General features: G+C 40.8%; 19 protein-coding genes. 13 read left to right on the plus strand and 6 right to left on the minus strand.

Translation table 11 applies throughout. From position 1 onward, the window contains the following. Nucleotides 1-7 precede the first annotated feature (7 nt). The 8 genes from DWW91_RS21100 (at nucleotide 8) to DWW91_RS21135 (ending at nucleotide 8,227) form a co-directional block, all read left to right on the plus strand. The gene (locus tag DWW91_RS21100) at nucleotides 8-250 is read left to right on the plus strand and encodes a DUF3098 domain-containing protein (RefSeq protein WP_009859623.1); all 243 of its coding nucleotides are present in this window, start codon (nucleotides 8-10) and stop codon (nucleotides 248-250) included. Beyond that, nucleotides 247-1,047, plus strand: a complete 801-nt coding sequence (locus DWW91_RS21105) for an undecaprenyl-diphosphate phosphatase (RefSeq protein ID WP_009859622.1) — start codon at nucleotides 247-249, stop codon at nucleotides 1,045-1,047. The genes DWW91_RS21100 and DWW91_RS21105 overlap by 4 nt, the downstream gene beginning before the upstream one ends. A 6-nt stretch (nucleotides 1,048-1,053) precedes the next feature. Then, nucleotides 1,054-1,761, plus strand: coding sequence for a tRNA pseudouridine(55) synthase TruB (truB, locus tag DWW91_RS21110; RefSeq protein ID WP_010800579.1), 708 nt, complete (start codon nucleotides 1,054-1,056; stop codon nucleotides 1,759-1,761). 114 nt (nucleotides 1,762-1,875) lie between these two features. After that, the gene (gene queA / locus DWW91_RS21115; protein ID WP_010800578.1) at nucleotides 1,876-2,925 is read left to right on the plus strand and encodes a tRNA preQ1(34) S-adenosylmethionine ribosyltransferase-isomerase QueA; all 1,050 of its coding nucleotides are present in this window, start codon (nucleotides 1,876-1,878) and stop codon (nucleotides 2,923-2,925) included. A 10-nt stretch (nucleotides 2,926-2,935) separates the two neighbouring features. Next, nucleotides 2,936-3,385, plus strand: coding sequence for a 2-amino-4-hydroxy-6-hydroxymethyldihydropteridine diphosphokinase (folK, locus tag DWW91_RS21120; RefSeq protein ID WP_010800577.1), 450 nt, complete (start codon nucleotides 2,936-2,938; stop codon nucleotides 3,383-3,385). A 55-nt stretch (nucleotides 3,386-3,440) separates the two neighbouring features. Further along, nucleotides 3,441-3,632 carry a hypothetical protein gene (locus DWW91_RS21125; protein ID WP_009859618.1) on the plus strand — a complete coding sequence of 64 codons (192 nt, stop codon included), beginning with the start codon at nucleotides 3,441-3,443 and terminating at the stop codon, nucleotides 3,630-3,632. A gap of 247 nt (nucleotides 3,633-3,879) precedes the next feature. Continuing rightward, a complete protein-coding gene (metK, locus tag DWW91_RS21130) occupies nucleotides 3,880-5,166 on the plus strand; it encodes a methionine adenosyltransferase (protein ID WP_122328850.1) in 1,287 nt (428 codons plus the stop codon). Between the two features lie 148 nt (nucleotides 5,167-5,314). Next, nucleotides 5,315-8,227, plus strand: a complete 2,913-nt coding sequence (locus DWW91_RS21135; protein ID WP_122328851.1) for a pitrilysin family protein — start codon at nucleotides 5,315-5,317, stop codon at nucleotides 8,225-8,227. A 91-nt stretch (nucleotides 8,228-8,318) separates the two neighbouring features. Here the strand turns inward: DWW91_RS21135 and DWW91_RS21140 are convergent, their stop codons facing one another. From DWW91_RS21140 to DWW91_RS21155, 4 genes are all read right to left on the minus strand, one after another. Next, nucleotides 8,319-9,092 carry an ABC transporter ATP-binding protein gene (locus DWW91_RS21140; RefSeq protein WP_009859610.1) on the minus strand — a complete coding sequence of 258 codons (774 nt, stop codon included), beginning with the start codon at nucleotides 9,090-9,092 and terminating at the stop codon, nucleotides 8,319-8,321. Between the two features lie 3 nt (nucleotides 9,093-9,095). Then, nucleotides 9,096-9,842 (minus strand): ABC transporter permease, encoded by a 747-nt coding sequence (locus DWW91_RS21145; RefSeq protein WP_044215279.1) that lies wholly within the window; start codon nucleotides 9,840-9,842, stop codon nucleotides 9,096-9,098. A gap of 82 nt (nucleotides 9,843-9,924) precedes the next feature. Next, nucleotides 9,925-11,994 carry a cation:proton antiporter gene (locus DWW91_RS21150; RefSeq protein WP_122328852.1) on the minus strand — a complete coding sequence of 690 codons (2,070 nt, stop codon included), beginning with the start codon at nucleotides 11,992-11,994 and terminating at the stop codon, nucleotides 9,925-9,927. A gap of 12 nt (nucleotides 11,995-12,006) precedes the next feature. After that, on the minus strand, nucleotides 12,007-13,317 hold the full coding sequence (locus tag DWW91_RS21155; RefSeq protein ID WP_122328853.1) for an ATP-binding protein: 1,311 nt from the start codon (nucleotides 13,315-13,317) through the stop codon (nucleotides 12,007-12,009). A gap of 172 nt (nucleotides 13,318-13,489) precedes the next feature. On the opposite strand from DWW91_RS21155, the gene DWW91_RS21160 reads away from it, so the two are divergent. After that, nucleotides 13,490-14,644 (plus strand): ATP-binding protein, encoded by a 1,155-nt coding sequence (locus DWW91_RS21160; RefSeq protein ID WP_122328854.1) that lies wholly within the window; start codon nucleotides 13,490-13,492, stop codon nucleotides 14,642-14,644. A gap of 442 nt (nucleotides 14,645-15,086) precedes the next feature. Here the strand turns inward: DWW91_RS21160 and DWW91_RS21170 are convergent, their stop codons facing one another. Beyond that, nucleotides 15,087-15,680: an HU family DNA-binding protein gene (locus DWW91_RS21170; RefSeq protein ID WP_122328856.1), complete on the minus strand. Its 594-nt coding sequence runs from the start codon at nucleotides 15,678-15,680 to the stop codon at nucleotides 15,087-15,089. A 220-nt stretch (nucleotides 15,681-15,900) separates the two neighbouring features. Further along, nucleotides 15,901-17,787 (minus strand): glycosyltransferase family 10 domain-containing protein, encoded by a 1,887-nt coding sequence (locus tag DWW91_RS21175; protein WP_010800570.1) that lies wholly within the window; start codon nucleotides 17,785-17,787, stop codon nucleotides 15,901-15,903. A gap of 85 nt (nucleotides 17,788-17,872) precedes the next feature. Here DWW91_RS21175 and DWW91_RS21180 point away from each other — a divergent pair, with 85 nt between their 5' ends. The 4 genes from DWW91_RS21180 (at nucleotide 17,873) to DWW91_RS21195 (ending at nucleotide 24,502) form a co-directional block, all read left to right on the plus strand. After that, nucleotides 17,873-19,693 carry a tetratricopeptide repeat protein gene (locus tag DWW91_RS21180; RefSeq protein ID WP_122328857.1) on the plus strand — a complete coding sequence of 607 codons (1,821 nt, stop codon included), beginning with the start codon at nucleotides 17,873-17,875 and terminating at the stop codon, nucleotides 19,691-19,693. Between the two features lie 107 nt (nucleotides 19,694-19,800). Next, nucleotides 19,801-20,154 carry a DUF3244 domain-containing protein gene (locus DWW91_RS21185; RefSeq protein WP_122328858.1) on the plus strand — a complete coding sequence of 118 codons (354 nt, stop codon included), beginning with the start codon at nucleotides 19,801-19,803 and terminating at the stop codon, nucleotides 20,152-20,154. Between the two features lie 23 nt (nucleotides 20,155-20,177). Continuing rightward, on the plus strand, nucleotides 20,178-21,791 hold the full coding sequence (locus tag DWW91_RS21190; protein WP_122328859.1) for an alpha-1,2-fucosyltransferase: 1,614 nt from the start codon (nucleotides 20,178-20,180) through the stop codon (nucleotides 21,789-21,791). 17 nt (nucleotides 21,792-21,808) lie between these two features. Continuing rightward, on the plus strand, nucleotides 21,809-24,502 hold the full coding sequence (locus DWW91_RS21195; RefSeq protein ID WP_233584546.1) for a glycosyltransferase: 2,694 nt from the start codon (nucleotides 21,809-21,811) through the stop codon (nucleotides 24,500-24,502). The last annotated feature ends 4 nt before the right edge of the window (nucleotides 24,503-24,506 follow it).

Raw genomic sequence — 24,506 nt, forward strand, 5'->3', positions numbered from 1 at the left:
AAGAGAGATGGCTAAGAGAGATTTTGCTTTCGGAAAAGAAAATTTTATTCTGATCGCGGTTGCAGTGGCGGTGATCATTGTGGGTTTTATGTTGATGAGTGGCGGCGGTTCTGGTGATACGACCAGTTTTAACCCGGAGATATTCAGTACACGTCGTATCGTTGTTGCTCCGGTAGTAACTGTGATCGGGTTTGGCCTGATGATTGTAGGAATCCTGAAAAACAGCAAAGGTAAAGAAATCGCAGAATGAGTTGGTTGGAAGCCTTGGTGCTGGGGATTGTACAGGGACTGACGGAGTATCTTCCCGTAAGCAGCAGCGGACATCTGGCTATCGGATCGGCGCTGTTTGGAATTGAAGGAGAAGAGAATCTGGCATTTACAATCGTAGTCCATGTGGCTACGGTATTTAGTACATTAGTTATACTCTGGAAAGAGATCGAATGGATATTCCGTGGTTTGTTTAAGTTTCAGATGAACAGTGAGACACGTTATGCGATCAATATCCTGATCTCCATGATACCGATCGGTATTGTCGGAGTGTTTTTCAAAGATACGGTCGAATCTATTTTCGGATCGGGTTTGCTGATAGTCGGTTGCATGTTGTTGGTGACAGCGGCGTTGCTGGCCTTTTCTTATTATGCAAAACCCCGGCAGAAAGAAAGTATTTCGATGAAAGATGCTTTTATTATCGGCTTGTCTCAGGCTTGTGCCGTCTTGCCCGGACTTTCACGTTCCGGAACAACGATTGCCACAGGTTTGTTACTGGGTAATAATAAGGCGAAACTGGCTCAGTTCTCCTTCCTGATGGTGATTCCTCCGATTTTGGGAGAAGCCCTGCTGGATGTATTGAAGCTGGTAAAAGGTGAAGATATCGCCGGGGATATCCCGACGCTTTCGCTGGTTGTCGGTTTTGTAGCGGCTTTCCTGTCCGGTTGTCTGGCTTGTAAGTGGATGATCAATATCGTGAAGAAAGGAAAGTTGATCTACTTTGCTATTTATTGTGCAATAGCCGGTCTGGTTACTATTGCATGCACATTGATGAAGTAAATTAGAATGGATTTTATTGCAGGAGAGGTATTATATTTTAACAAGCCGCTGACGTGGACTTCGTTCGATCTGGTGAACAAGTTCCGCTATAAATTATCGCGGAAGCTGAAAGTAAAAAAAATAAAAGTCGGACATGCCGGAACACTTGATCCGCTGGCTACCGGAGTGATGATCGTTTGTACCGGCAGGGCAACCAAAAGGATCGACGAATTCCAGTATCAGACGAAAGAATATGTCGCTACCCTGAAGCTGGGAGAAACGACCCCTTCTTTTGACCTGGAAAAGGAGATAGACGCCGTATATCCGACGGAACATATAACCCGGGAGAGGGTGGAAGAGGTACTGAATTCGTTTGTAGGAACGATACAGCAGATTCCGCCGGTCTTTTCGGCCTGCAAAGTGGATGGGAAACGTGCCTATGAACTGGCGCGTAAAGGTGAAGAAGTGGAGTTGAAGTCGAAGACACTGGTGATCGATGAGATGGAGTTGCTGGAATGCAACCTGCCGGTCATTAAGATCCGTGTGGTGTGTAGTAAAGGTACTTATATCCGTGCTTTGGCGCGCGATATCGGTGTAGCCCTGAATTCGGGTGCCCATCTGATCGGATTGGAACGTACCCGGATCGGAGATATAACATTGGATAAGTGCATGAATCCGGAAGATATCGATGCTTTTCTGGATGAAGCGGTAGAAGAGGCTTGTCCCCGCACTTGATGCGAGGCCGCAAAGGAACAAGCGATATGGTCTGTTCCAATGCGATCCCGTGTCGGGCACGGGAATTAGTCTGATAAATGATAAGAATAAAAAGAAAATAAATAAAGTAACATTATGAAGCTATCTAAATTCAAATTTAACTTGCCGCAGGAACTGATCGCTCTTCATCCCGCAAAGAACAGGGATGAGTCCCGTTTGATGGTTGTACACCGCAACACCGGGGAGATCGAACACAAAGTATTTAAAGACCTGTTGGAATATTTTGGAGAAAAAGATGTATTTATCTTCAACAACACAAAAGTTTTCCCAGCCCGTTTATATGGTAACAAAGAAAAGACCGGTGCACGTATTGAAGTGTTTTTGTTGCGTGAACTGAACGAAGATCTTCGTCTTTGGGACGTGTTGGTCGATCCGGCCCGTAAGATCCGTATCGGTAATAAACTTTATTTCGGAGAAGACGATTCGATGGTTGCCGAAGTGATTGACAATACAACCTCCCGTGGCCGTACTCTGCGTTTCTTGTATGACGGTAATCATGATGAATTTAAAAAAGCATTGTATGCGTTGGGTGAAACCCCGCTACCTAAATATATCGACCGTCCGGTGGAAGCCGATGATGAAGACCGCTACCAGAACATTTTCGCTACGGAAGAAGGTGCGGTGGTTGCTCCGGCAGCCGGTCTGCATTTCAGCCGCGAATTGATGAAACGTCTGGAGATTAAGGATTGCCGTTTTGCTTTCCTGACCGTTCATTCCGGATTAGGAAACTTCCGTGAAATCGACGTGGAAGATTTGACAAAGCATAAGATGGATTCCGAACAGATGGTCGTGAACGGAGATGTTGTGAGTATTGTGAACGAGGGTAAGGACGACGGTCGCCAGATCTGTGCTGTCGGAACTTCCGTGATGCGTGCGATTGAAACGGCAGTAAGTACCGACGGACATCTGAAAGAATTCGAAGGATGGACCAATAAGTTCATTTTCCCTCCTTACGATTTCAGTGTGGCTACCAGCATGATCACCAACTTCCATATGCCGCTGTCGACTCTTCTGATGATGACTGCTTCATTCGGAGGATACGATCTGATTATGGATGCCTATGAGGTAGCCCTGAAAGAAGGATACCGTTTCGGTGCCTATGGTGACGCAATGTTGATTATCTAAGACAAGGTTTATGGCTATCGCATACCTGGCTTTAGGTACGAACATAGGGAATAAAAGACGGAATATGATAACGGCCGCAGCGCTGTTAGCTGAAAGGGTGGGAGACGTTCTCGCCCTTTCCGGTTTTTATGAAACCGAACCCTGGGGGTTTCAGTCCGAAAATACGTTCCTGAATGCAGCTTTACAGCTTGATACATCCCTGTCTCCGCTTGAACTTTTAAAAGCGACCCAGGAGATCGAGATAGAGATGGGGCGTACGCAGAAAAGTAACGGTGCCTATCATGACCGTATCATCGATATCGATATTCTGCTGTATGACAACCTGGTCCTGCAAACTCCGGAGCTGACTTTGCCGCATCCGCTGATGCATGAGCGTCTGTTCGTGATGGAACCTTTGGCCGAAATTGCCCCGAATGTAATTCATCCCGTATTTAAAAAGCCTGTTATATCTCTGTTATAAAAGGCAACATTTTGTAACTTCGCACTGTTTTCACATAAATATAAAAGATAAAGCAATGAACGATATAGAAAAAATCCTGACCGGTGGAGGAATGGTTTTCAAGAAAAAAGCCAGCGACGAAAATACCGGCGACAAGAAAATCAAATATTCTGACTTTCTGAGAGGTACCCATAAATCAGGCTCTGCCAAAATGAAAGCCGAGTATAAGTACAAGAAAGCACTTCGGAATACCAAAAAGAAAAAATAATTTTCAATTTTCAATTTTGAATTGTCAATTATTCTTATCTTTGCATCCGAATTGATGTGGATAGATTTGTATTGCTTGCAACCACAGGAAAAAATGCTAAAAACAAGATACTTTTCTTAGCCGTTCGGCATATATGGTCCTTCCGTTATCAATTCATTATTAATTAATAACCCGTTGTTAATTGAACATCGTTCTTTAGTCCCTACTAATTTTCAATTTTCAATTTTCAATTTTCAATTAAAAAGTAATGAGTTATTTATTCACCTCCGAATCGGTGTCCGAAGGGCACCCCGATAAAGTAGCCGATCAGATATCGGATGCTTTGCTGGATGAGTTTCTTGCGTATGACAAGAGCTCGAAAGTTGCTTGCGAAACCCTTGTTACAACCGGACAGGTTGTCTTGGCTGGAGAAGTTAAATCAAGTGCTTATGTAGATGTGCAGGATGTTGCACGCAGCGTGATCGAAAAAATTGGTTACACCAAGAGTGAATACCAGTTTGAAGCGAAATCATGTGGCGTATTCTCTTCTATCCATGAACAGAGTGGCGATATCAACCGTGGTGTGGAACGCGAAGACCCTTATAACCAGGGTGCCGGCGACCAGGGTATGATGTTCGGCTATGCGACCAATGAAACAGAGAATTATATGCCTCTGGCTCTCGATCTCTCACACAGCCTGTTATGGGAACTGGCTAAGATCCGCAAGAACGAAAACGACCTGATGCCTTATCTCCGTCCGGATGCAAAGAGCCAGGTCACTATTGAATATGATGACAACGGCAAGCCGTTGCGTATCGATACGATCGTTGTATCGACTCAGCATGACGAGTTTATCGGTCCGAAAGGCATTAGCCAGGAAGAAGCCGATATCGCTATGCAGAAGAAGATTGCAGTCGATGTAAAGAGTATCCTGGTACCGCGCGTAAAAGCCCAGTATCCAGCTCATGTACAGGCTTTGTTCAATGATGATATCATTTACCATGTGAATCCGACCGGCAAGTTCGTGATCGGTGGTCCTCATGGTGATACCGGATTGACCGGACGTAAGATCATTGTGGATACATACGGTGGAAAAGGTGCTCACGGTGGTGGAGCATTCTCCGGTAAAGACCCTTCGAAGGTTGACCGTTCTGCCGCTTATGCTGCCCGTCATATCGCCAAAAACCTGGTGGCTGCCGGTGTGGCTGATGAAATGCTGGTACAGGTATCTTATGCAATCGGTGTCGCCAAACCGATGAACATCTTCGTGAATACCTTCGGCCGTGCAAATGTAAAAATGACAGACGGCGAAATCGCTGAAAAGATCTGGGATCTTTTCGATATGCGCCCGAAAGCCATTGAAGAACGCCTGAAACTGCGTAACCCGATCTATCTGGAAACAGCCTCTTACGGTCATATGGGACGTAAGCCGGAAACGGTTACCAAAACGTTTATATCCCGCTATAACCCACAGCCGACAGTCTGCGAAGTAGAGTTGTTTACCTGGGAAAAGTTGGATTATGTAGATAAAGTGAAAGAAGCATTCGGAATCTGATTTCTGAAGATATAAAATGTAAAACCGGTTATGGAACAATGCCATAATCGGTTTTTTTATATAGACCTTAAGTATTTTATCACTTACAGGATTTTTTAGAGTATATTTTCCTATATTTGGCGCCATAGAATTCCTAAATCTAAATCTTATGCGTAAAATTATTTCGTTTCTTTCGCTGGCCGTGATTATATTACTGGCGGCAGCATGTAAGGAGACCTCCCCGTTTAAGTACGAGTCAGTCCCTAACGATCCTATGAAAGCACGTATCTACACGTTGGACAACGGCTTGAAAGTCTATTTGACAGTGAACAAAGAGACACCGCGTATCCAGACTTATATCGCAGTCAAAGTTGGTGGAAAAAACGACCCGGCTGAAACAACCGGGTTAGCGCATTACTTTGAACATCTGATGTTTAAGGGTACACAAAAGTTTGGTACTCAGAATTATGAAATGGAAAAGCCGCTGCTCGATCAAATCGAACAACTGTTTGAAGTTTACCGGAAGACTACCGATGAGGCCGAAAGGAAAGAAATCTATCATCAGATCGACAGTATTTCGTATGAAGCGTCCAAATATGCTATTCCCAATGAGTACGATAAGCTGATGGCTGCTATCGGAGCCAATGGCACCAATGCTTATACGGGATTTGATATGACTGTCTATACGGAAGATATTCCTTCCAATCAGATCGACAACTGGGCTAAAATCCAGGCGGACCGCTTTGAAAACAATGTAATCCGTGGTTTCCATACGGAACTGGAAACCGTTTATGAAGAAAAGAACATGTCTTTAACCAGCGATGGTCGTAAAGTATATGAGGCCGTTTTGAGCGCTCTTTTCCCGGATCATCCTTATGGAACCCAGACAGTACTGGGTACTCAGGAAAACCTCAAGAATCCTTCGATTACCAATATAAAGAACTATCATAATACCTGGTATGTGCCGAATAATATGGCTATTTGTATGTCGGGCGACTTTGACCCGGATAAAACAATTGAGGTTATCAATAAATATTTCGGTCATCTGCAACCGAACCCGAATTTACCGAAGTTGCCGGTAACCCATGAATCACCTATCAAGGCTCCGGTTGTGAAAGAGGTATTAGGCGTGGATGCGGAAAATGTGACTTTGGGATGGCGTTTCCCGGGCGCATCGTCTCCGGAAGAAGATTTGCTGAACCTCACCGGCGAAATCGTAAATAACGGCAAAGCCGGTTTGCTGGATGTGGATCTGGTTCAACAGCAGAAAGTACTGAGTTGTTATGCAGGCACTTATGGTATGGCCGATTATAATGCATTTGTAATGAGTGGCCGTCCGAAACAAGGGCAAACGCTGGACGATGTGAAAAATTTTTTCCTTGCAGAGATAGAAAAACTGAAAAAGGGAGATTTCGATGAAGGTTTGCTGGAGGCTGCGATCAATAATTATAAACTGATGCAAATGTATCGCCTGGATAATAACAGCAGCCGGGCAGATATGTTTGTTTCTGCTTTTATAAATGGTGTTGACTGGAAAGACGAGGTAGCTCAGTTGGAGCGTTTAAGTAAAGTGACCAAACAACAGATCGTCGACTTTGCCAATAAGTATTTCGGAGATAATTATGCTTTGATCTACAAAAGAGAGGGCAAGGATCCGAATGAGAAGAAAATCGACAAACCTAAAATTACTCCTATCGTAATGAACCGCGACAGCTCAAGCGTGTTCCTTAAGGAAATACAGGCAGTAGAGGTTGCTCCGATAGAACCTGTATTTCTCGATTATGACAAGGATTTGCAGAAACTGACAGCAAAGTCGGATATTCCTGTTCTTTACAAACAGAATATGACGAACGATGTTTTCTCTCTGATGTATGTCTTTGAGATGGGAACGAACAACGATAAGGCGATGGGTACGGCTTTCGAATATATGAAATATCTCGGTACTTCAAAGAAAAGCCTGAAAGAGATCAATGAAGAATTTTATCGTTTGGCATGCTACTTCAATGTTTTCCCGGGAGCGGATCGCACGTATGTCATGCTGGAAGGCCTGAAGGAAAATATGCCGAAAGCAATGGCTCTCTTTGAGGAGATTCTGGCTGATGCCCAAGTGGACAAGGATACTTACGGTAATCTGGCTGACGATATTCTGAAAAAACGGACGGATGCCAAATTGAACCAGGGACAGAATTTCAATAAACTGATTCAATATGCTATCTGGGGACCGCAATCTCCGGCTACACATGTCCTTTCTACAGCTGAATTACAACAGATGGATCCTCAGGAATTGGTCGACCGTATCCATAAGATAAATACCTATGAACATAAGATACTGTATTACGGGCCTGAAAAACCGCAGGCTTTACTGGATATCGTTAAACAGTATCATAATGTTCCGGAAAAACTTGTTCCTGTTCCGGCCGCTACAGAGTTCAAGCAACAGGAAACACCGAAAAATAAAGTTTTGCTGGCACAATATGATGCCAAACAGATTTATTTCTCAGCCGTATCCAACCGTGGCGAGAAATTCGATCCGTCGATCGAGCCGACATTGAACATGTACAATGAATATTTCGGTGGCGGAATGAATGCGATCGTATTTCAGGAAATGCGTGAAGCCCGCGGACTGGCTTATTCTGCAGGGGCATATCTTATCACTCCTTCGAAATTGAAATATCCGTATGTATACCGTACGTTTATTGCTACACAGAATGATAAAATGATCGACGCAATGAAAGCCTTTGATGATATTATCAACAATATGCCGGAGTCGGAAAAAGCGTTCAATCTGGCAAAAGAAGCTTTGATAACCCGTATGCGTACGGAACGTATCACAAAATCCGGAGTCTTATGGTCGTATCTGAATGCACAGGATTTGGGACTGAATACCGACAGCAGGAAGGAACTGTTTGAAAAAGTACCTTCCATGACCCTTGCCGATATCAAAGCCTTCCAGGAGAAATGGGTGAAAGGACGTTCCTATACCTATTGTGTACTGGGAGATGAAAAGGATCTGGATCTGAAGTCTCTGGAACAGTACGGACCGGTAACGAAACTGAGTAAAGAAGAGATATTTGGATATTGAGAATTGAAAATTAGAAATTAAAAAGACGGTTGTTAAATACTCATTTGATTTAACAACCGTCTTTCTTTTCCAATCAAGTAATTTTCAATTCTCAAATTCCATCATCCTGATGCATCTCCACCTCCTTGACTTTCCGGAACAGGTCGGATGCGAAGATGAAGTCGTTGAGGGCTTTGTTGTTGGAGGTGATGACCTGGTCTTTTGTTCCCTGCCATTCTTTAACACCTTCTTTGATGAAGATGATGTTTTCCCCGATATTCATTACGGAGTTCATGTCATGGGTGTTGATAACCGTGGTCATCTTATATTCCGTTGTAATATCGTGGATCAGGTCGTCTATCAGCAGGGACGTTTTAGGGTCCAGTCCGGAGTTGGGTTCGTCGCAGAAAAGATATTTAGGGTTCAATGCGATCGCACGGGCAATAGCGGCACGTTTCATCATACCACCACTGATCTCTGACGGATACAGATGTTCCGCTTCCGAAAGATTCACGCGTTCCAGGCAGAACATGGCTCTTTTTTCTCTTTCTTTATAAGAATCATTAGAGAACATATTGAGCGGGAACATCACATTTTCAAGAACCGTCATGCTGTCGAACAAGGCAGACCCCTGGAACAGCATGCCCATTTCCCTGCGAAGCATGTTCAATTCCAATTTATCCATGGAGGTAAGGTCGCGCCCGTCATACAGGATCTCACCCGAATCCGGTTTCATCAGGCCGATGATATTTTTGATCAGGACCGTTTTTCCGGAACCGCTTCGTCCGATGATCAGATTGGTCTTCCCTGTTTCAAAAACGGCGCTGATATCATTCAGCACTGTGCGGCCTTCAAATGATTTCGTTATGTTTTTTACTTCTATCATTTCTTACGTAAGCATTAAATGGGTCATTATTACGTCTGCCAGCAGGATCATGATACTGCTCATTACAACAGCATTCGTACTCGCTTTACCGACTTCGAGTGCCCCTCCTTTCACATAATAACCGAAATAAGCGGCTATCGATGAGATTATAAAGGCGTAAACGACAGATTTTATAATAGAATACCAGATATAGAATTCATTGAAATAAAATTGCAACCCGTATTCGAAAGAGGCTGGCGTCATACCTGTTCCTGTCGAATGGCTGGCGGCTATACCTCCCATAATTCCTGTAAACATACTGAAAATAACCAGTACCGGAATAAAGATCATCAGTCCGGCAATTTTCGGCATAATCAGGAAGTTTGCCGAATTGACTCCCATAATTTCCATCGCATCGATCTGCTCCGTTACACGCATGGTTCCTATTTCGGAGGCAATGTTGCTACCTACTTTACCAGCAAGGATCAGTGCCATGATGGAGGATGAAAACTCCAGCAGGATAATTTCGCGGGTCGTATACCCGATCGTAAATTTAGGGATCAGCGGTGAACTGATATTCAATGATATCTGGATGGCGATAACCGTACCGATAAATACCGAAATGATAACCACGATCCAGAGAGAGTCGACACCCAGCTTATATATCTCTTTTATCAATTGTTTGAAGAACATGCTCCATCTGTCAGGTATTGATATGGATTTCCCCATCAACATGACATATTCTCCCATTCTATGTAACGCTTTATTCATTATTTTATTGATTACTTATCTGTTCCAGTCTGCAAATATAACTGAAATATGTCAACTACTGTTCACTGTTTATGATTTGTTTTCACGTCAGGTACCGTGTCCCTTCGTCCATACTAGCCTGGATCGGGTAGGAGAGGATGAAGCTGTTACTCTGGAAATACTTGTTCAGATAGCCGGGGATACGTGGCATTACGGGGTCGTAGGAATAGCCTTCTTTCCGGCTGAAGATTACCCACATGCTGTCGTCCGCTTTCACATCCCGGAACACGATCAGGAAATCATCCCAGTCGCTGAAGTTTACATATGATATTTCTCCCGCTCTTTTGGCGAAGAGTTTTTTGATGGCTTTCAGCGTATCCTCCGAACCGTAGAACACGACTTTTGCCCCGGTATTCTGCAACACGTTCCATACCCGGTTCATGACCGGTATGAAGCCGATCTCTTTTTCCGCCCGGTCCGGCAGGATAATCAGGTGGCGTTTGATAGTGGCCAGCGGCTGTACCGGTTTGTAGATGAAGGTCGTTACGCTGCTGTGCTGTAATACGTTTTCAACAATATTTCCCAGGAATGCTGCCGGTATGTCCTTTTCCTTATGCAATCCGAGGACCAGGTCGGTTATCTCCCGTTCTTTCACGACGCTGGTAATGGCGTTGGAGATGCTCAGGTCGTAGCGGAGCAAACCTTTCAGCCGGGTGTCGGTGGCCGCGGCGGTATCGACGGCGGTCTGTAATACCCGTTTGGAGGACTTCAGCGTCTTGTCGTCCGAATTCTGGTTGTCTATCACTTTGAGGGCATATAACCCGCTGGTATTCGTTTTTGATTTTATGGCAAGGCTGAGGTTGACCAGTTCTTCAACCGTCTCCTCATTGCTGACGGGGATCAGGATATGTTCGTCCTTCGTATCTTTGTCTTCTGTCTCCTCACCGGATTCCTTCATCGCTATATTATGCGCTCCTTTCTGGGCGGAGAAGGAGGCGATGGCGCAGGTCACCAGGATCATCAGGATCGTACCGTTCAGTACGCTTTCATTCAGGAGCCGTATGGGAGCACCGTTGGCGTCGGTTCCCAGGATCACGTTATACCCGACCATGACGGCTGCCAGTGTAGCTGCCGCCTGGGCGTTGCTCAGTCCGAAAATAACACTCCGCTGGTCGACCGACAGCCGGAAGGTCTTTTGTGTCAGCCAGGCTGCCGCATATTTTGCCGCCGTAGCCACGATGATCATAACCATACCGACCTTGATCGTTTCGAAGCTGGTAAAGAAAGCCCGGTAATCGATCAGCATCCCCACACTCAGCAGGAAGAAGGGGATAAAGATCGCGTTCCCGACAAACTCTACACGGTTCATCAGCGGCGAACTCTGCGGGATCAGCCTGTTCAGGGCCAGTCCGGCAAGGAAAGAGCCGATGATCGCTTCCATCCCCGCTAACTGGGCAAGGAATGCACCGAAGAAAACCATCGACAGCACGAATATATATTGCGAAATATTATCGTGTACCCGTTTGAAGAACCATCGTCCGATAAAGGGAAACACCAGTAACACAATCAAGGCAAAAATAACGATGGAAACGCCCAGGCGTATCCAGAAAGCGTTGTCGGCATTTCCTGTCGCCATCCCGACAATAATTGTCAGCACCAGTAAAGCCAGCGTATCCGTGATCATGGTCCCGCCGACGGTTATGCTGACAGCATTGTTTTTACTGATCCCCAGCTTGCTGATGATCGGATAAGCGATCAGTGTATGGGATGCGAACATACTGGCGAGCAGTACGGACGTCTCCATGCTGAAATCAAGCACCCATAATCCAACGACCGTCCCCAGTATCATAGGGATCAGGAACGTATACATCCCGAATACAAGACTTTTCCCGCTATTCTTCTTAAAATCCCCCATGTCTATTTCCAGCCCGGCCAGGAACATGATATAAAGTAACCCTGCCGTCCCCGAAAGAATGATACTGCTGTCGCGCAGGACAAGGTTAAAACCGTTCGGCCCGATAATGGCTCCGGCAATGATCAGTCCCAGCAGGTGCGGAACCCTGAGTTTATTCAACAGGAGCGGGGCGGCCAGGATGATCAGCAGTATCAGTAAGAACTTCAATACCGGATCAGCCAGCGGGAAGGTGAAATCTATGTTTGAGAGTAATATCATATCTATAAATATTTACATATCTTGCATTGATAATCCTTTTATATCCAGCGTATAATGTGCCAACTGTTTTTTTATTGTTGCAACCTTTTCGTATAGGCGGGCTATATTTACCTTGTGAAAATTTCGTTTGACTTCTGCTATTAACGCCTTGTTCTCGAATCGGTTGAGGGCGATAAGGTCTATTTCATTCTCACCTTTGTTGTCCCAGTAATTTCCGATATCCGTGATGTCTTCACTTTCAGCTATCATATCCCTGAAATAGCGTTCCAGGATGCGCCCGCTGTATTGTTCGTAATTTTTTAAGATGAATTGTTCCAGCATATTGTTTTTTCCCAGTTCAATCATTGATAGATTCGGGAATATGAAACGGAACCAGAACATCAGGTAATTATCATTCAGGCACCAGCGACTGTTGCGGCTTTCCGGTTTTGAAAACATCGGTTTGTTTCTGTTGATCAGGGAATATTCTTTTTCGAGATTAGCCAGATAGGCGCCCGTATTTTTTCCAATGATCGAATCTATTTCACTTTGGCTGGTCTTTCCGGAAGCTATTAATTGTAAAATGGAAAAATAAGTAGCATATTCGCGTCCGAACTCTGATATCAGCAAATCACGTCCTTCCGATAAAAAAGGAGAATCCGGTCGAATGGTATAGCGGATCATTTGATTGAAAGTGACAGCTCCGGCTTCCATTAGTAAAGCTACATATTTAGCAACACCGCCTGTTATAAGATAAAAGGCCAGAAGATCTTCCGGGGTATATTCCGGGTTATAGTCTTTCAAAATTTCTTTAATTGTTGAAACGCTGAAAGGCTTTAAAATGATTTTTGAAGTAAGGCGCCCGAATAGAGGTTCTTTGTTATTTTCAAAAATTTTTTTCATCATGGAATATATCGAACCGCAAGCGATAAAATTTATTTTTGCCTGCTCCTTGTATCTATCCCAGATATTTTGAATATCACTGAAAATGGAACTGTTAATATTGTCAAACTCCTGAAATTCATCGATGATCAGTGTGAAATGTGTTTGAGTGGCGTATATCATCAGTTGTTCGAATAAAATACGAAACTCAGTTACGTTTCCGAAAATCTCCAGTTCCAGACTGTCTTTTATTTCCTGCTGGAATTGTTCACACAGAAGGACTTCGCTTTTACGTGAAACAAAGAGATAGAGAAACTTTTCACCTTTCATGCTCTCGAGCAATAAAGAGGTTTTACCGATGCGCCTGCGTCCCACCATCACCGTGAAACAAGCAGTGTTTCGTGATTGTTTATTGATATCCCAAAGTAATTCCAATTCTTGTGTACGATCGTAAAACTTCATGACTTTACTGTTTTAATGGTCATTAATTTAATGGCTATTACATTAATGACTATTACAAAGGTAACTATTGTTCTTTTATAATGCAAATGAAAACCATTATTAATGGTTGATGAAATTATTCGATTTGAATAATTCGAATTAAATAATTATATTTGCTGAAAAGATCGAGTATATGGCAAAAGTTGTAAATCCCTTTATCGTAACCGGTAAAATTGAACCGGAATATTTTTGTGATCGTATACAGGAATCGGCTCGCCTGATAAAGTCTGTCACGAACGGAAACAATATGGTTATTATATCTCCCCGCCGTATGGGTAAAACGGGACTGATTCAATTCTGTTATGAGAAGCCGGAGATCAGGGAGGAATATTACACTTTTTTCATTGATATTCTGCATACATCGGGGCTACGTGAATTTACTTATTTGTTAGGGCGTGAGATTTACGAAACATTGTTGCCCCGCAGCCGGAAAATGACAAACCTTTTCATTCAAACCCTGAAATCCATCAGTGGAAAATTTGGATTTGATCCGCTTTCCGGTACACCGACATTTAATATAGAGTTAGGTGATATAGATCGTCCCGAGTATACGTTGGATGAGATTTTTCGTTATCTGGAAGCGGCTGACAAACCCTGTATCGTGGCGATCGACGAGTTTCAGCAGATCGCCAAATATCCGGAAAAGAATATTGAAGCCTTGTTGCGTACTCACATTCAGAAAATAAGGAATAGCCATTTCATTTTTGCCGGTAGCGAACGGCATATGATGCAAGAGATGTTCCTGTCTGCCGCCCGCCCTTTTTATCATAGTGCGGATATGCTTGAGTTGACCGCAATTGCTCCGAATATATATATCCCGTTCATTGTCGGACATTTCCTGAAGCGGAACCGCCAAATCGAGGTTGCAGATGTAGAACGGGTTTATACCCTGTTTAAAGGGCATACGTTCTACATTCAGAAAACTTTTAACGAAGCTTTTGCCGATACCCCGGAAGGGGAAATATGTACACTGGAAATGATACGGGCAGCTATCAACAACATGATTGCGGCGAATGATACGATTTTCCGTGAAATATTATCAAATATCCCTGAAAAACAGAAAGAATTACTCTATGCTATTGCCAAAGACGGCGAAGCAGAGCGTATTACATCCGGATCGTTTATAAAACGACATAGCCTGACATCTGCAAGTTCAGTACAGTCAGCCGTAAAAAAACTGCTGGAAAAAGACATTATTACTGAAATCAATAAAGTGTTTTCCGTGACCGATAAGCTGTTTTCCATGTGGATAAATCAAATTTACGGTAATAAATCCATTTTTTTATAGGCGAAACTAAGTATTTCAAAAAGGTGCACAAAAACAACGCGACCATACTAAAAAATCAAATAGTTATAAAACATATTTTTTAGCGAGGTAGGGAAAGAAAATATGTACAAATGTACGGCACTTAGAGATAAATGCCGTATATTTGTACTGGGTCACTCTGGCACCAGAAGCAATTCTTCTATTATTCATAATGACCTTATTTTATCGTTTATGACGCAATATTGCAGAGTTATGTTGAGGTTGTTAGTTACTGTTCTTTCAGCTTTTCCCTGAAATACATCTCCAATGTCATACCCGACAGTTTGCGTTGCTTCTTTAGAAAGGATCGGTAAAATTTCATATTACCGGAATTAATCTGAAATTTCGCGGCGGTTATTTTCGCCACCGCGAAATTTCGAATAAAGATAAAAGACAGAACGCAAAATGACAAATTTCACCCCTGCTAAAATGACCGTATATACATTGTTTGTTTCCCTCTGCCTATCTGAACCAGCTTATTGCTGTCTATCAGTAACTTCAGGTCGTTCAGGGCCATAAACCGGCTGTAATGATTTATCTGCACGCAGGTACCGGTGTTGATACATCTGTTTTTATTCACCTCTTTCATAATATTCTCCAGCCGTTGTTCCTGTGTGAGTTTTTCTGTTTTGGCCTTTTTCACCTGTTCCAGTCCGGCTTCCCTGACTTGTTCTTTCAGGGAGGTTGCGCAGCGGAAACTGACGGTGTCGGCTTCTGCGATGACTTTGGTTTTACCGTTTTCATCCGTTACTGTCCGGCTTTTCAGCGTGGGTGTGAAATATCCCAGTCCGTCCAGCTCGATGCTATTCCCTTCCGCCAGGTGAAACCCCATCCAGAAGTTAAGTGCTTCCAATACCCCTTTTACGTCTGCCGATGAGATCGTGCTCGACATCGAGATCATCTTGCACATATACTTCGTGTCGAGCGTACCTTGTGAAATGATCCGTGCATGCGGAATCTTTTTGTCTTCCCTGTCTCCCGGGACCGGTGTCTTGTACCATCCGAATTTTAAACTCATTACTATCTTGTTTTAAATTAATACCAGCCAAAACAAATTTTCATCCCGTACAACCATTCATTCAATAATCATTGAACGAAAGGAAATCAATCATCAAACGAAAGAAGCATATATGTGTTTTATTCGTTTGATATATATCAAACGTAAAAACGTACGAATACAAATATAATACGGAATGGAAGGAATTGTACCGGAGATAGCATATATTAATGATATTCTTTCAAATAAGTTCACATAAGCGGATGAAGGGAGCTGTTTTTTGTAATTGGGCTTTCTCTATGAATTGAGGACGGAGGTCTTTTTGTTTCCATTGGAAAAAAGATTGATATTCCTGTTCATTATTGTAACATTCTTCTATATAATCGGCTAACTCTTTAGGGGATTTAAAGTCATTTGCATGGATAAAACAATGTTCCCCAGGTGCGAACTCGTTGATGTTAGGGGCACCTAAATAGATGGGAACCGCTCCGGCGATCAACGGATCAAAGAATTTCTCCGTTACATAATCGGTTGCACAGGCATTTTCAAAAGCAATAACAAATTTGTACTGTTTATATAAATTGATTTTGGACTCCCTTCCGTTATCCTGATCCATTTTCTTATTATTGAATAGTTTTCCATAGGAATCTATAGGTATTTCCCGCATAAGTTCTTTCAGGTATTCCTGTCTCGAACTTTGGTTGATCGGGCTGGATATAAGCATACAGATATTGTTAGCTCTCTCCTTTGTGTCGACTGGTTGTTTCATCAAAGGAATAAAATTGTCATGCAAATACGATTGTATGACGTCTGCCGTTTGATGATAAGAAATCCGGTAGTCAAAAAGCTCCGTGAATTCCGGATCTTTGAAGAACGGGTAGTTTTCTTCGCATTCCAATGTCCAGGCAACCCATATTTGTCCTTCAGGTTTTTCCAGGTCGTTTTCTAATTCATTGATTAATGTCGGTAAGTGGAAAATAACTGTTTGTGCCTGAGAATAATACTGCCTGTCAGTCGTGAATCTATAGTCTTCCGGTATCTGCTCAACGGGAATGTTTAGAGGAGTATCCCACATCGTATTATATATCAATATAATATGTTTGTTTTTTATTATTTCAGGAGATAATTTTTCCGCCCAGTAAGATATCTTCCATTTTAAATAACTCTTCAAATTATTCTGGGCATTTTTGTAATAGCGGTAAATCCTCTTTTTTGAGAGTGGTGAGAGATGGTGGTATATTTTAAAAATGGTATACAATGCATGTGACGGTAAAGTGAAATTACCATTTTTGATTTTGGCCAGTGATAAGAAAGCTAAATTATATAACATATAAGCTTTTGCGTATAGTTCGCTTTTCATTTCCCGGTCCGGGCCATTGAAACGGTATCCCGATGCAAAACGAATCAAACGATTAGCTATATAGATCAGGTCTCGTACGCGTTTGGACGTGACCAATGTCCTCATGATAGAACCTTCCCGTTGCCGGTATCCGTAAAAATCAATGTTGGTGATGTAAATGCTTTTTGCAAGGCAAAGAGCTTGGGGAGTCCAGAGTTCGTCTTCGTGGACAACATTCTCAAAATACAATGTTTGCTTGTTTAGCCAGTCCTTTTTGTATAGGTAATTAGAAACCATCGGAGGAAAAGCCCCGTGTTTCATTAATTCTGAAAAACACTCTTTTCCTGTCAGGCAGGTATGGCATAAATGGGATGGGATTGGATTAAATAAGGTCCCGGTTTGTCCGTCAGGATAATAACAAACGGAATTTCCCATTATTATGTCGGGGTGAAAACCGATAGCTTCCGAGAACATTTTTTCGGTCTGTCCTTCTATTATCCAATCGTCGCTGTCGATAAACATTATATATTCCCCTTGCACTTCAGACAATCCTTTATTACGTGCTGCCGACAATCCCTGATTCGGTTGATGAAAGAGCTTTATACAGGAATGAGAAGAAGCGAACTTCTCTGCAATTTCACCGGACCGATCAGTAGAGCCATCATTGATCAAAATAATCTCCTTTGAAATTATCCGTATGTTGATCAAGGAGTTCAAACACTCTTCCAGATACGTTTCGACATTATATATCGGAACTATTATAGATAAAAAAGGACATGAAGTACTCATTGTATAATTTTTTTGTAAATGTATTGATTTTTTTGTGATCTTTTGAAAATAAAGTTCTATATTGCATTCTATAAAATAATTGCGTATGTCAAAAGGACTTAAGCTAATACTAAATCTTCTGCTACTTTTCTGTTTGGTAGCTTGTAGTAGAAGTACCAATGTCTCTCCTTTATTGAAAAAGGCAGAGGGATATATGAATGAAAGACCTGATAGTGCTTTGTATCTTTTAGATAGCATCATACGGCCGGAGGCTCTGTCTAATGAGGATAAGGTACTTTGGAGCTTATTGATCACTCAGGCGCGGGATAAGAAGTATATAACGCATACGTCTGATTCATTGATAAATATAGCGGTACATTATTATGATAAGAAGGGTAATATAGAAAGAAGGGCGCAAGCTTATTATTGCCAGGGCAGGGTGTATATGGATATGTTACTTTTTGATGAAGCAATTATCAGTTTCTCAAAAGCGGAAGAATTTGTTCTTCTAATTAAGGATTACGCTTTACAAGCACGTATTTATAATCAACTAGGTGATTTATATAGAAATAATGCCCTGTATGATAAATCTTTGGTTTATTACCAAAAGGCAAATGAATCCTATAGAATGGAGAATCACCAGCTAGGTATCGCTTCTACCTTAAGAGATATCGGACTTGCTTATCAGAATTTGGGTAAATTAGACAGTTCGCTTATTTGTTTAAATCACTCATTAGAGATAATAAAAGAAAATAATTGGAAGAAATTAATGCGGCGGGTTTTAATTTGTTTAAGTAATGTTTATGAAAGTAAGTCTTTATATCAGGAAGCTATAAGGTGTATAAATCAATCTTTAGAGATAGGGCAGGACGAGGAGCAATTGTATTCGGCTTATTATTCGTTAGGTTGTGTGTATGATCAATTGGGGCAAATAGATTCTGCTTGTTATTATTGGGAGAAAGCTTTAAATAGTCCGGATATCAATATTCAAAATCGAATTTATCGGCATTTTTCTTTGTTGGCATATCAAAAGAAAGAGTATGGGACTGCATTTAAATATAACGAACAATATCTTTTGCTACGCGATTCAATTGAACGAATTTTTCAACCTCAGAAGTTGGCTGAGATTGATGCCCGTTATAATTACCTGAGATTGATTAATGAAAAGAATCAACTTGAGTTGAAAAAGGAAGAAGCAAAAAAAATATATCTATTGATTATTATAGCTTTATTAGTTTTTGTGTTTATATGTGCAATTCTGCTTTATAGAAAACAACAGAAAATCAAAGATAATGAACGATCTCTTTTAGACTATAGGAACCAATTGAAAGAAAGTAAAACGGAATTGAAAATATATAAGATTAGTTTATCCCGAAAAGAAAGTGAACTGAAGTCTAAAGAAAAAGAGATAGGGGATATCGAAAACCAAGGGAAGTTAGAGGAAGTAACCTGTTTACGGGAACAAATCTTAATATTAAAGGGTAAAATCTTAGCAAAGGAGTTATCGGTCAGGAATATGAATCGCAAAATGAAAGGATTTGTTTCAAGTTATTTAAAGGTAAGTAATCCATTCATGACAAAAATGTTTGATAAAAAGGTTGTTGTTAGCAAGTTTAGTGAAAAAGACTGGCAAAATTTTGATGAACAACTAAATTTTGTATATCCTGATTTTATTCGTAATCTCAAAAAAGAATGTCCTAATATGTCTGATAATGAATTCCGGTTCTGTTGTCTGTATTTATTAGGAGTAAAAACATCTGTGATTGCTAATGTCCTGGATTTGCAACCAAATACCATTTCAAAATATGTTAAGGACATTGCGATGAAGTATTTTAACTCCAGCCAATATGATTCGTTAAGTGAAAATTTGAATGAATTGGCTTCTAAATCCATTTTTTTGGAAACTTCATTTTGGGGTGGTTTGTAGGTCTTGATATACAGGTCGTTAACTGCGTAAATAAAATAATCAAATCCACTTTTTATTGAAAGAAATTTTGTCTCTTTGCTACATCTTAACAATCTAATTTAACAGATATGCGAAAAACATTATTTCTATTTTTATGTGTGCTTGTCGGATTTAGTGCGTTTTCTAAAACAGCAGATTCAAGAGATATTGAATTACGAGCAAGACAATCAGATCAGGAAGCTCTTCGTAGTATATTACCTGTAAGAGCCTGGCAGGAAGAAAATACTATTTGGGTAGAATTTTTTAATTCTCCCGAAAGTGCAACTATTACAGTTAAGAAAAGCGGTGGCAATGAAGTTTTTTCAAAAACTTTCAGTTCTCCGGAATTGATTCAACTACCATTAACCCAATTGTCTGGAGAATATGTAGTTGAGATAACTTATGGGGATATTATTCTATCAGGTGAGTTTATTATAGAATAATCTTTATACATACCTTAATTATAATGGCGGAAGAAACAGTGAACATAGTGAAGCTTTTGGGAGGTTTGGGGAATCAGATGTTCCAATATGCTTTTTGGTGTTCGCTGTGTTCCCGTCATCCGGAAAATAGGCATTATATTGATTTAACTTATTTGAATACTGATCATGCACATAATGGATATGAACTAGACAGAATATTTGCAGTTGGTAAAGATATAGAATTGCCTTTATCATATAAAGAGTGGATACAAAAACTGCCTGTGGGTCAAGTAGAAGATGTGCAGGAACAAGGAGCTTCTTTTTTTCAGCAGGTGGCTGATACGATATGTCCGGTGCGTTTCTTTACCGGTTATTGGCAAACGGAACTATATTTTAAGGGTATTGAAAAAGATATAAGGACTGCTTTTCGATTCCGTGAACAACTTTTGAGTGAAAAAACACGTAAAATGGCGGAAGAGATAAGAAAGCATCCATCGGTAAGTATCCATATTCGTCGTCAGGATTATCTATTACCTAATTCCGTTCATCTTTATGGAAATATTTGTACGTCAAAGTATTATGAAGTTGCATTAGAGATGTTGCGTGAACAATTATCTTCCGATGAACTTTATATTTATTTATTCAGCGATGATCCGGAATGGGTTAAAGAGAATGTGCAGTATGAAAATAGTCAGGTAATCGATTGGAATCACAAAGAAGATAGTTGGCAGGATATGTATTTGATTTCTGTTTGTCGTTATCATATTGTAGCCAATAGTAGTTTTAGCTGGTGGGGAGCCTGGTTGGATGGACGAAAAGATAAGATAGTGATTGCACCGGGTGTTTGGCTCAATACCAGGTTAGCTCCGGATATCTTGCCTGAAACGTGGCAGTATCCTTTTAGCATGGAAAAGCGTTGGATAGATATTGTTCACCGTCATGTTACAAGTATACCGTTGAAAGGTCTTTTCCATGGACAGATGGGATTGATTATTTTTTTCTATCATTATAGATTGATAAAAAATGTTTTGTATATGCGAACGGCCGAAAGGCTATTAGATTCTTTGATTTGCTCAATGACCGCAGATATACCTGATAATTATGCGGAAGGTTTAGCCGGAATCGGTACAGCTATTGAATATCTTTTGCAAAATGGATTTATAGAAGGAAATGCAGATGAGATTTTATCAGAAATAGATAGAAGGTTAATCTTATCTATTTCTTCTATTTCTGGTGGTATGTGGAATCTGCCAACAGGACTTTGTGGCTGGTTACGTTATTTTCGTTTCCGATTACAAAATCCTCTTATTATAGATAAGCAGATCTATTTATTGAATAAAGAAACTCTCTTTTATGGGTTATGTTGTCTGAAAAAAGCAACAGATATCTCAGTTTCTATAGCTGAAGAGATTGTTTCTGAATTGGGAAAGATAGGGAATATCGGATTATATCCAGAATTAGTAGAATGGTTGTTACGTTTCTTTCTCCATGATTCAAAGAGTAATTATGACGATTTACTGCGAAAGGCTGAAGCTGTTAATGAAAAGCGTATAAATGCAATAATTTGGGATCGTTCTTTTGGATTATGTGGATTTGCGGGTAAAGAACTGAAATTTTTTTCCGTACAAACTTTTATTCCATGGACTGAACTTGTATAATCTAAAAATGTAGTGCTATGATTGATATATCCATTATAATGCCTGTCTATAATGAAGATAAGTATCTTCATGCAGCAATTGACAGCATACTTTCTCAGACTTTTGACAATTTTGAATTTATTATAATAGATGATGCATCAACAGATAATTCATTGCAAATCATTAAGTCTTATACGGATAAACGTATTATATTGATTTGTAATGAATATAATGTCGGGAACTATCCTTCCCGGAATAAAGGACTGGAAATTGCTGTTGGGAAATATATTTGTGTCATGGATGCAGATGATGTCGCTTATCCTCAAAGATTGGAACTTCAATATCAATATTTGGAAGCTTGTCCGGATCTTTGGATATTAGGTACAGGACTTGATTTTTCTATTCCGGGAATGAAATGGACTTTGCCGTCTTCGCATGAGCAGTTGATGATAGGCTTACTACAGGATAATGTATCTTTGCATTCGTCTCTGATGATTCGAACTGATGTGATGAGGAAGTATGGAGGATATGATGAAAAATATGTATATTCTTCTGATTACGATTTGATGTCACGTTTTTCTTTAGCAGGAAAAGTAGAAAACTTACCAGAGGTATTAATGATGTATCGTTGGCATGCGTCTCAGATATCCCAATTACATCGAGATGAACAGAAAGCATTTGCTTATGATATACGCCGAAAATATCAGATTGAATTTATAAACCGTTATAGGAGGGCCAATCAGCAAATGCCGGATGAATGGACTGTCGGTATTCCGGAGATTGGACGAATTATAGCATTGTATACTTGTGCGAGTTATACCGGAGATGTGATTTATGAAAAACAAGCGGATGAGTTATTAGAGCAATTATTGGAAAATGATATAGAAATTGTTCCGTCTTTAGGGCAGGAATCTAGTTTTTGTAGTTTGGGATGCGGGCTTATATACATTTTGCGTAACGGATTTGCTGAAGGTGAAGAAAATGAAATACTGATGGAGTTGGATACGCGTTTGTCTGCTCTCAGTATAAATTGGAATAAAGAGCAAAAAGAGTCTTTATATGGTTGGATACATTATTTGACACTTCGGATAGATGTTCCGGAAGGGGGCACGGCTACTCTTATTAATAAACAAAACCTGATCCAATTTCTGGATCGCCTGGGAGATATTGAAATAGTCGATGACTGTTTATTGGAGGATATCCGGAAAATAGATGCTTTAGGAATCTTCCCGGAGAGGACAAAGCGCTTATTGGGTGAGAAAGAGATTGTCTATATATATAATGTAGATAAACCGTTAGATGATATTGTTACGTTTGTAATCCCGGTCCGTATCGATTCGTCTGAACGACGGGAAAACCTGGATGTCGTTTTAGATCAGTTATCGAAACGTAAGCGGAGCAAAATAATAGTATTGGAAGCTGATAACGATTCCAAATATAGAGTGCCTGGAAATTGTCTGAATGTGACATACCGCTTTGTGAAAGATGATAACCCCATTTTTTATCGGACGAAATATCTAAATGAATTATTGCGAGAAGCTGATACTTCGATTGTTGGTATATGGGATACTGACGTGATAGTGCCGAACGATCAAATAGACTGTTCGATAGCTGATATTCGGAACGGGAAAGCAGTAATGAGTTTTCCCTATGACGGACATTTTAATATGTGTTCAATGGAGGACAGCTTTATTTTTCGTGACAACCGTTTGATTGAATTTCTGAAAGGAAAAGAGCATTCCGATTGTTTTATTCATTCTGTCGGTGGTGCTTTTCTTGTACATAAGGAGCATTATCTGAAGGCAGGAGGGGAGAATGAACATTTTTACGGTTGGGGAATGGAAGATATGGAGCGTGTCAAGCGAATGGAAATAGTAGGATTTCCGGTTTCGCGTGCCGGCGGAGCTTTATATCACTTGTTCCATTATCGTTATGAAAATTCCCGTTTTTATAGTTCAAGGTTGGAAGAAGAGAACCGTGAAGAATTTCTCAAAGTCTGTGGTTTGAATAAAGATCAATTGAAACACTATATACAAACCTGGAAAGATGTAGCCTTGGAATATGAAAATAAAGTTTATCTACCATCGGAGATGCATGCCAGATCTCCTTTTCTGGCTAATTATTTTTGTTTGATGGAAAGCTATCATCTGGCTTTTGTGATAATCGCGAAAAATGCATCGTCACATTTGAGAAATGTGCTTGCGTCATCTCTTTATGGTTTCTACCCTAACCAGGGTGGCGCTCATAGCCTGGTTGGTTATGATGATGCGAGTCCCTATTTGTGTCCGGTTTCAAGGATGCAGGAAAAAGAGAAAGAGTCTGGTAAAATGATCAAATTTGCTGTTTGGAGAGATCCTGTTGAACGATTGGTTTCTTGCTATAAACACTTTTGCCTGGAGAAAGCAAATCGTTTCTATTTTCGGTATTTAGCTCTGTTTGAAGATAATTCATTTGATCGTTTTATGGAGTTTGTCCGGTTCGAGCTGCGTAAAAGCAATCCTGTTTATCAGGACGAACATATCCGCAGGCAATCGGATTACTATCGTCCGGAAGATGTGGATTATATCGTTCCGATCCATAAGTTGAATCAGTTTCTGGAAGAACATGGTGTACCAGTATTGAAAAAATCAGCGAATGAAACCTCTGTGAAGTTTCAATTGACAGACTGGAATTATATAGAGGAAATAAGAGAATTGTATAAAGCTGATTACGAAATTGAATTAACGTATTAGTTTG

This window comes from Parabacteroides sp. AF17-3 (assembly GCF_003635445.1).
GTDB classification, from domain to species: Bacteria; Bacteroidota; Bacteroidia; order Bacteroidales; family Tannerellaceae; genus Parabacteroides; species Parabacteroides goldsteinii.

Excerpts from the sequence above, each read along its gene's own strand:
- DWW91_RS21100 (WP_009859623.1), top strand. The coding sequence starts at position 8 with ATGGCTAAGAGAGATTTTGCTTTCGGAAAAGAAAATTTTATTCTGATC.
- DWW91_RS21105 (WP_009859622.1), top strand. The coding sequence starts at position 247 with ATGAGTTGGTTGGAAGCCTTGGTGCTGGGGATTGTACAGGGACTGACG.
- truB (WP_010800579.1), top strand. The coding sequence starts at position 1,054 with ATGGATTTTATTGCAGGAGAGGTATTATATTTTAACAAGCCGCTGACG.
- queA (WP_010800578.1), top strand. The coding sequence starts at position 1,876 with ATGAAGCTATCTAAATTCAAATTTAACTTGCCGCAGGAACTGATCGCT.
- folK (WP_010800577.1), top strand. The coding sequence starts at position 2,936 with ATGGCTATCGCATACCTGGCTTTAGGTACGAACATAGGGAATAAAAGA.
- DWW91_RS21125 (WP_009859618.1), top strand. The coding sequence starts at position 3,441 with ATGAACGATATAGAAAAAATCCTGACCGGTGGAGGAATGGTTTTCAAG.
- metK (WP_122328850.1), top strand. The coding sequence starts at position 3,880 with ATGAGTTATTTATTCACCTCCGAATCGGTGTCCGAAGGGCACCCCGAT.
- DWW91_RS21135 (WP_122328851.1), top strand. The coding sequence starts at position 5,315 with ATGCGTAAAATTATTTCGTTTCTTTCGCTGGCCGTGATTATATTACTG.
- DWW91_RS21140 (WP_009859610.1), bottom strand. The coding sequence starts at position 9,092 with ATGATAGAAGTAAAAAACATAACGAAATCATTTGAAGGCCGCACAGTG.
- DWW91_RS21145 (WP_044215279.1), bottom strand. The coding sequence starts at position 9,842 with ATGAATAAAGCGTTACATAGAATGGGAGAATATGTCATGTTGATGGGG.
- DWW91_RS21150 (WP_122328852.1), bottom strand. The coding sequence starts at position 11,994 with ATGATATTACTCTCAAACATAGATTTCACCTTCCCGCTGGCTGATCCG.
- DWW91_RS21155 (WP_122328853.1), bottom strand. The coding sequence starts at position 13,317 with ATGAAGTTTTACGATCGTACACAAGAATTGGAATTACTTTGGGATATC.
- DWW91_RS21160 (WP_122328854.1), top strand. The coding sequence starts at position 13,490 with ATGGCAAAAGTTGTAAATCCCTTTATCGTAACCGGTAAAATTGAACCG.
- DWW91_RS21170 (WP_122328856.1), bottom strand. The coding sequence starts at position 15,680 with ATGAGTTTAAAATTCGGATGGTACAAGACACCGGTCCCGGGAGACAGG.
- DWW91_RS21175 (WP_010800570.1), bottom strand. The coding sequence starts at position 17,787 with ATGAGTACTTCATGTCCTTTTTTATCTATAATAGTTCCGATATATAAT.
- DWW91_RS21180 (WP_122328857.1), top strand. The coding sequence starts at position 17,873 with ATGTCAAAAGGACTTAAGCTAATACTAAATCTTCTGCTACTTTTCTGT.
- DWW91_RS21185 (WP_122328858.1), top strand. The coding sequence starts at position 19,801 with ATGCGAAAAACATTATTTCTATTTTTATGTGTGCTTGTCGGATTTAGT.
- DWW91_RS21190 (WP_122328859.1), top strand. The coding sequence starts at position 20,178 with ATGGCGGAAGAAACAGTGAACATAGTGAAGCTTTTGGGAGGTTTGGGG.
- DWW91_RS21195 (WP_233584546.1), top strand. The coding sequence starts at position 21,809 with ATGATTGATATATCCATTATAATGCCTGTCTATAATGAAGATAAGTAT.